Here is a 466-nt window from a genome sequence, read left to right as displayed (position 1 = left end):
GCTCCTAGTGCCAAGGCATCCACCGTACGCCCTTTCTACCTTGATCTAGCGTTTCTAAGACACACGGTCCGAACGGACCATGCATATTTTTCTTGGTTTGATGTCTTGATGAATCTTCAGTTTTCAAGGAACAAAGTGGAGCCTAGCGGGATCGAACCGCTGACCTCCTGCGTGCAAGGCAGGCGCTCTCCCAGCTGAGCTAAGGCCCCATATAAGGGAATTCTCAAAAAAATGGTGGGCCTAAGTGGACTCGAACCACCGACCTCACGCTTATCAGGCGTGCGCTCTAACCAGCTGAGCTATAGGCCCTCATAATTTGATTTGTCGAGAGATTTGGTCTCTCAAAACTGAACGATGGGCATGCCACATGGGCATTTTCCTTAGAAAGGAGGTGATCCAGCCGCACCTTCCGATACGGCTACCTTGTTACGACTTCACCCCAATCATCTGTCCCACCTTCGGCGGC

The 466-nt window shown here is 51.5% G+C and carries 2 tRNA genes and 1 rRNA gene; all 3 read right to left on the bottom strand.

Annotated features, from left to right (window positions below):
* Window positions 1-136: 136 nt before the first annotated feature.
* Window positions 137-209: transfer RNA gene (locus tag EVJ20_RS15075), tRNA-Ala, on the bottom strand.
* Between the two features lie 23 nt (window positions 210-232).
* A tRNA-Ile gene (locus tag EVJ20_RS15070) sits at window positions 233-309 on the bottom strand.
* A gap of 75 nt (window positions 310-384) precedes the next feature.
* Window positions 385-466: ribosomal RNA gene (locus EVJ20_RS15065) — 16S ribosomal RNA — on the bottom strand; the annotation flags it as partial.

It is taken from the genome of Exiguobacterium sp. SH0S1, from assembly GCF_004337165.1.
Lineage (GTDB): Bacteria > Bacillota > Bacilli > Exiguobacteriales > Exiguobacteriaceae > Exiguobacterium > Exiguobacterium aurantiacum_A.
The sequence above is the reverse complement of the archived record's forward strand: the minus strand, read 5'-3'. Positions and strand labels throughout refer to the sequence as shown.